7 protein-coding genes and 1 tRNA gene (1 of these 8 only partly in view) are annotated in these 6831 nt (G+C 58.0%); all 8 read left to right on the plus strand.

The window, feature by feature from the left end; genetic code table 11:
• Positions 1–264: 264 nt before the first annotated feature.
• Positions 265–1215 (plus strand): LysR substrate-binding domain-containing protein, encoded by a 951-nt coding sequence (locus NW856_RS08060; RefSeq protein ID WP_414399772.1) that lies wholly within the window; start codon positions 265–267, stop codon positions 1213–1215.
• Between the two features lie 184 nt (positions 1216–1399).
• Positions 1400–2314 (plus strand): alpha/beta fold hydrolase, encoded by a 915-nt coding sequence (locus NW856_RS08065; protein WP_414399773.1) that lies wholly within the window; start codon positions 1400–1402, stop codon positions 2312–2314.
• A 162-nt stretch (positions 2315–2476) separates the two neighbouring features.
• Positions 2477–3478: a zinc-dependent alcohol dehydrogenase family protein gene (locus tag NW856_RS08070; protein ID WP_414399774.1), complete on the plus strand. Its 1002-nt coding sequence runs from the start codon at positions 2477–2479 to the stop codon at positions 3476–3478.
• A 33-nt stretch (positions 3479–3511) separates the two neighbouring features.
• A complete protein-coding gene (locus tag NW856_RS08075) occupies positions 3512–4081 on the plus strand; it encodes a hypothetical protein (RefSeq protein ID WP_414399775.1) in 570 nt (189 codons plus the stop codon).
• A 75-nt stretch (positions 4082–4156) separates the two neighbouring features.
• Complete coding sequence (locus tag NW856_RS08080; RefSeq protein ID WP_414399794.1) at positions 4157–5752, plus strand: AAA family ATPase; 1596 nt, start codon at positions 4157–4159, stop codon at positions 5750–5752.
• Positions 5753–5798: 46 nt separating this feature from the next.
• Complete coding sequence (locus NW856_RS08085) at positions 5799–5930, plus strand: hypothetical protein (protein WP_414349832.1); 132 nt, start codon at positions 5799–5801, stop codon at positions 5928–5930.
• 139 nt (positions 5931–6069) lie between these two features.
• Positions 6070–6723 (plus strand): Crp/Fnr family transcriptional regulator, encoded by a 654-nt coding sequence (locus NW856_RS08090; RefSeq protein ID WP_414357107.1) that lies wholly within the window; start codon positions 6070–6072, stop codon positions 6721–6723.
• A gap of 59 nt (positions 6724–6782) precedes the next feature.
• Positions 6783–6831 (plus strand) — tRNA-Phe (locus NW856_RS08095); it runs 25 nt beyond the window's last position.

Genomic DNA, 6831 nt, shown 5'->3' on the forward strand with positions numbered 1-6831 from the left:
GTTCAGCAGTGTTCAGCGTAAATGTATCAGGTAGGTATTGTGGGCATAGCTGCTCCGAATGGCAGAGAAACAGCCCGAAGATTCTGAGCTCTCCTCTCCACTCTTGGCTGGTCACCCCCCAGAGCCGAGCTGCCGGGAAAGGGTTGAGCTGCTCTCTTGGGATTTCTCGCTTGTTTATGATGATCTCGTGTGGGTTTCCAAACGCGGGCTGCCCAGCTTTTCAGGGAAACGTAAGGGATCCCACTGTGGGGTTTGGAGTTCCCTATGGCGGATGAGTTGCCATTTACCTTAGATCAGCTCCTCATCGTGCGGGCAATTGCCCAGCAGGGTAGTTTTCGCCGTGCTGCCGATAGCCTGTTTGTCTCCCAGCCTGCCGTCAGCTTGCAAGTACAGAACCTGGAGCGACAGTTGGGGGTGGTGCTGTTCGACCGCAGTGGGCGCAAGGTGGAGCTGACGGATGCCGGGAAAGTGGTGCTGCAGTACAGCGAGCGCATCCTCAAGCTGTGCCGTGAAACCATCGAGGCGCTGGCGGATTTGCAAGAAATGGAGGGGGGGCATCTGGTTTTGGGGGCCAGCCAAACGGTGGGCACCTATGTCATGCCTTCTTTGATCGCCCAATATCACCGCCGCTATCCACAAATTTCCGTACAGCTCTTGGTGCAATCCACGCGGCGAATTGCCCAGAAATTGGTGGACGGCCAGTTGGACGTGGCCATTGTTGGCGGGGAGATCCCCTTTGAGCTGCAGCGGCACTTGAAGGTGATGGCTCTGGCGGAAGATGAATATGTGTTGGTCGGTGCTCCCGGGTGTGCCATCGACTCTCCGGCTCTTGTGGATCTGCTGGCTTTGCCCTTCATCACCTTGGATCCCCAGTCTTCCACTCGGCAAACCATCGATCGGGTACTGAATCGCCACGGCATTAACCCGGCCCAATTGAACGTGCGGCTGGAACTCAGCTCGATTGAGGCGATCAAAAATGCCGTCCAGGCGGGGTTGGGGGTGGCCTTTCTGTCCATGGTGGCAGTGGGATCCGATGTGGAACAGGGGCGGTTCCGGAAGCTGGCGGTGGAAGGGCTACAGATACGGCGTACCCTCTGGCTGGCTTTTAACCCGGAGCGCTATCAATCGCAGGCAGCCACTCGCTTCCTCCAAGGGCTGCTGACCCGCCAAGACTGGCTGAAAACTCCCCCGCCCCATTTGCAGTTGATCGGCTAAGTTGCGATGCGTTACGGCCTTTTCCGAGTTGATGGGATCCCAGGTAGATTCCGGTGGATTGAGCAGGATCCCTGTTCAAAGAGATACGAGAGATATTTCCGTATAGGTGCATTCGCTGTAGCCAATGCTGCTCCGGAAGAAACTGCATCTGCTGAATCTGTCTGTGTCTACTGACCCCAAGCCGATGACCAGGCAAACGCTGTTGGAACGACTCCCCTTGGCCCAGCGCTTGGCGGAGTTACAGGCCCGTGTTCAAGAGATCCCGCTGCACAGGGTGAAATTGGAAGGGTTGAACATCGCAGGGGCAGAGTCCTGCTGGGCTGCCTATCGAGACTGGGGAAAAGGGATCCCACTGCTGTTTCTGCATGGCTTTATGGCCACTCACGCCAACTGGTGGCCGCTGATGCAAGAGCTGGGAGACGAGTATCGCTGCATTGCCTTAGATTTGCTGGGGTTCGGGCAGTCTGGCCAACCGGCTTTGCGCTACGACATCGCTGCAGAAGTGGAGTTTGTGCGCGGATTTGTCCAAAGGCTGGGCCTAGCTGCTCCGGTTTTGGTGGGCCATTCCTTTGGGGGATGGGTGGCGGCAGCTTACGCCGTGCGGTATCCGCTGCGGGGGTTGGTTTTGTTGGCTCCTGCCGGGATCCGCGACGACAGCTTTGTGAGACGCTACAACCATTTGCGGCCCTTGCTCTGGGAAAGCGCTTGGGTGGATTGGCTGTTGCGGGCGATCGCTCCGCTGGCCCGCTGGTGGCATTGGGAAGACAAGCTGGCCCAGCTCTTGTGGTTGCGGGGATCCCTGCGCCAGCAGCCGGTCGCTCGGCAATTTCTCCGACAACGTCTGCGCCCACAAGCTGCTGTCGATACGGTTGAACGTTATCTCAACTACATTCAGGCCCCCACCCTGGTGATCGCCGCCGAACAGGACGACACCATTCCCCTCTGGCACTGCCAAACCTATGCCGAAGGGATCCCTGGGGCTCAGCTCAAGATCTTGCCCGGGGCCGGCCACGCCATCCCTGCCTTGCATGGGGAACAGGTGCTGCCCCTGATCCGGGAATTTCTCGACACAGCCCTTTCCGCCGAATGGGGGCTTTGAGCTGGGGTGTAGCGTAACGCCTGACTCTAGAATGGACGGAGAGCGTCTGCAAGACTCCGCAGTGTTGCAAAGCAACACCGCCAATCTCCTCACCACTGGAACAAACTCTACCTTGCATCCTTTGAGCGGTTCAATCCAACTGGAACTGATCAACTTGAGCGCATGAAAGCCGTAGTCATGAGTGTGCCCGGCGGGCCAGAGGTTCTGCAGCTTCGAGAAGTACCTGAACCTCAGATTCGCGGTGAGCGGGAGCTGCGCATCCGCCTGAGAGCAGCCGGCGTCAACCCCATCGACACCAAGCTGCGGCGACGGGGCACCTTTTATCCAGAAGAGATGCCGGCCATTTTGGGGTGTGACGGTGCCGGCATTGTGGAAGCCGTGGGATCCGGAGTTAGGCACTTTACAGTGGGAGACGAGGTGTACTTCTGCCACGGGGGTCTGGGCAGGCAGGCGGGGAATTACGCCGAGCTGATCGTGGTGGACGAGCGTTTTGTGGCTCCCAAGCCCAGAACTCTGAGCTTTGCGGAGGCTGCTGCTGCCCCGCTGGTGCTGATCACCGCCTGGGAAGCGCTGTACGACCGGGGGCGTCTCCAGGCCGGCCAAAGTGTGCTCATCCACGGGGGAGCGGGTGGAGTTGGCCATGTGGCCATCCAACTGGCCCGTCTACGGGGATCCAAAGTGGCCACCACCGTGAGCACCCCGGAAAAGGCGGAGTTTGTCCGTTCCCTAGGCGCCGGCTTGCCCATCTTCTACCGGCAGACAGACTTTGTGCGCGCCGTTTTGGACTGGACAGGGGGAGAGGGGGTGGATCTTGCCCTAGATACCTTGGGCGGCAAGCTATTGGAGCAGACCTTCCCCGCAGTGCGCGTGTACGGAGATATCGTCACCCTGCTGGCTCCGGCTCCGGAGACGGACTGGCGGGTGGCCCGCGACCGCAACCTGCGGGTGGGATTTGAGCTGATGCTCACCCCGATGCTGAAAAGCCTGACCAACGCCCAACAAAATCAGGCGGAAATCCTCAGGCAATGTGCCCGCCTCATCGACCAAGGCCAACTGCGGATCCAGCTCAGCCACACCTTTCCTCTGGCCGAAGCGGCTGCCGCCCACCGGTTGCTGGAGCAGGGATCCGTTCTGGGCAAAATTGCCTTAACCATCCCCGAGTAGGCATGCTGGAGAAAGCCCGTTGAGGATCTGCCCATGGTTGCTCCTCTCACCCCCCACCTGCTGGAGAACGAGAGCTTCTACGAAAATGCCCTCTGCTGGCTAGGGCGGCCCCAGACGGCCTATCGACTGTTGAGCGAAGCAGTTTTTCCTGCCATCTCCTCTTGGGTGCGGGGGGAGGTGGACAGCCGTTCTTTCAACCACTGGCAACTGGAAGATGTGCGCACCTTTCTGTATCCGGTGGTGGCCTTGGGAGACCAAGAAACCCTTGTTCTCTCCAGCGAAGCCCTGCTCCTCTGCGGCATCGGCAACTATTACAACCCCTGCGACTTGGCCATTGTGGTGTTCGTGCAGCAGCCCCAAGAGCTGTTCAGCCAACTGATGCAGCGCATTCGCCGGGCCGAAGCCACTATCAGCCGCGGGCCAGACGTGCGCATGCTCTCGGAACAGGTGAACCTGGCCAAGCGCGGACAAGACTACATCAACACCAAATATCTGGTCTGGCCCTACGCTCTTTCCGGTGCTGCTCAAGATACGCTAATTCAGCAGGGGATCAGCCTCATCCGTCTTTCCCCCCAAGAAGCCGCCTTGCCCTTTAAGGAATAGGTGGAGGACAATCTGCTCTGTCGGCGGAAGATAGGGATCCCCGTCCAAGCCCTTTTTCCATCTCTATCGTTTTTCATGGTCGATACCCACCTGCCCCCCTTGATCCAAGCGATGCTGGATCCCGCCTTCTACCCTCATCCGGTACAGGATCCCATTCGGCTTATTCAAACCCACATTTCCTATATTCTGCTGACAGGCGACTATGCCTATAAAGTGAAAAAGCCTTTGGACTTTGGCTTTTTGAACTTCACCACCCTGGAGAGGCGGCGCCACTTTTGCCAAGAAGAGCTGCGCATGAACCAGCGCGGTGCTCCCGGCCTTTATCTGCAAGTGTTGCCCATTGTCCAGACCGATGGCCGATTTCAGTTCAACAGCAGCGGCGAGCCCATAGAATACGCTCTGCAAATGCGGCAATTTCCCCAAGAGCAACTGTTCAGCAACCTGTTTGAGCGGGGAGAGCTAACGCCGTCCTTGATGGAGGAGCTGGGGCGGGTGGTGGCGACGTTTCATGCCCAAACCGAGACCAACGACTACATCCGCAGCTTTGGCCGGCCAGAACGGGTGCGAGAAGCCTTTGACGAGAATTACGCCCAAACCCAGCGCTACGTCGGCGGCCCACAAACAGCTCAGCAATATCGAGAAACCCAAGCCTACACCGATCGCTTTTTTGCTGAGCGGCAGGAGCTGTTTCAACAAAGAATAGAACAAAACCGCATTCGCGAATGCCACGGAGACCTGCACCTAGGCAACATCTGTTTTTGGGAAGGGAAGATCCTGCTTTTTGATTGCATCGAGTTTAATGAAGCCTTCCGCTTTGTGGATGTCATGTACGACATATCCTATGGGGTGATGGATTTGGATGCCCGCCATCGCCCCGATCTGGGAAACGCCTATTTGAACACCTACCTGGAAGAAACCGGAGATTGGGAAGGGTTGAAGATCTTGCCTATTTACCTCAATCGGCAGGCCTACGTGCGGGCCAAGGTCACCTCTTTTTTGCTGGAGGATCCCACTGCAGCAGAGGAAGCCAAGGCCACAGCCTTTAGCACCGCCGCCCGCTATTACCGTCTTGCCTGGGAATACACCCTCCCCAAGCGGGGGCAGTTGTTCCTGATGTCGGGATTGTCGGGATCCGGCAAAAGCACGGTAGCCCGCCACTTGGCCCGTCAGCGGGGAGCCATTCACATTCGCTCCGATGCGGTGCGCAAGCATTTGGCCGGGATCCCTCTGCGGCAACGGGGGGGGCCGGAGGTTTATACCCCGGAGATGACCGATAAAACCTACCGCCGCTTGGTGCAGTTGGGAGTGGAGCTGGCCCAGGAAGGCTACACCGTGATTCTGGATGCCAAGTTCGACCGGCAGGCGCTGCGGGGGATGGCCATTGATCAGGCCCAACGCCAAGGGATCCCACTGCGCATCCTCCACTGCTACGCCCCTGAACCTGTTTTGCGGGAGCGCCTGCAACGCCGCAGCCCAGCTCCTCAACCCCTCTTGGCTCCAGCTGGTTCCAGCGATGGAGATCAGCAGCACTCTGCCGACATTGCTGATGCCACCGCCGAGATGCTCTCCCAACAGCAGGCCCACTGGCAGGATTTTTCCGAGTCGGAACGGCCTTTTTTAAAGGTTTTGGATACCAGCCAAGATTGGCCATCTCAACTTCAGCAGGTCTAGATCTCGACTCAAACTGCACAAACTCGAGAAAATTGCTATCAGCAAGATGGATTTTGCCGTTTCTGGGCTAGAGGATGGCAGCAGCTTTTTTGGGCAGGGATCCCTTTCCAAAGTAGAGGTCAAAATTGGGTCTAAAGCTCTGTCCTATTGGTACGCAGTTCGCCTCGGCGGGCCATAGACCTGAGAGAGACGGTAGGCTGAGGGGCATGTTGACGTGTCTGTGCAGGCCCACCCTTTTCCCATCCCACTCGACCAGAACCAACCCCGTGCAGGAGGATCCAACAGTGAGCGATGTAACTCCAGATGACCTTCGCCTGATGCTCCTGTTCGAGGGCTTTCCTCCTGAGAGGCTAGAGCCGCTGGCCGGGCAAATGTCGTTGCGCTCCCACCCAGTCAATCAGGCCATCTTGTTACAAAATGACTGGGGTAACGCCGTTTATTTCATCCTGGAAGGGTGGGTCAAGATTCGCACCCATGATCTCGAAGGCCGGGAGATCACCCTCACCATTCTTGGTCCAGGGGAAATCTTCGGGGAAATGGCTGCTTTGGACGAAGCGCCTCGTTCTACCGACGTTGTAGCCCTAACAGCCACCAAAGTCGGTTGTCTGTCGGCCCAACACTTCCTGGCTTTTTTGGCTTCTGATCCTCAGGCCGGCATCCGCCTTGCTCAGCTCATGTCGCGCCGCTTACGGCAGATCAACCGTCGTCTGCAGTTGCGCGAGGCCAGTAGTACGGCCCGTGTTGCCGATATCCTGCTGTTCTTGGCCGAATCTCGTGGCCGGGTTAGCCGAAGTGGTGTAGAGATCCCCAACTTGCCCCATCGGGAGCTGAGCAGCCTCAGTGGCCTGGCTCGGGAAACGGTCACTCGCGTTCTGTCTAAGCTGGAGCAAGAGGAGCTGATCCGCCGGGATCGCACTCGAGATGTTCTCTGCATCCCCCAGATGGAGGCTTTGGAGAAACTGATTGGCTAAATTGGGGGTGCCACCAGTTGTCGAAAGCCCTCTCGGCATCGTAAGATAGTAAGCCCAGAGCCGGGATAGCTCAGTTGGTAGAGCAGAGGACTGAAAATCCTCGTGTCA

Source organism: Synechococcus sp. R3-13 (genome assembly GCF_047462195.1).
In the GTDB taxonomy this organism is placed as follows: domain Bacteria; phylum Cyanobacteriota; class Cyanobacteriia; order Thermostichales; family Thermostichaceae; genus Thermostichus.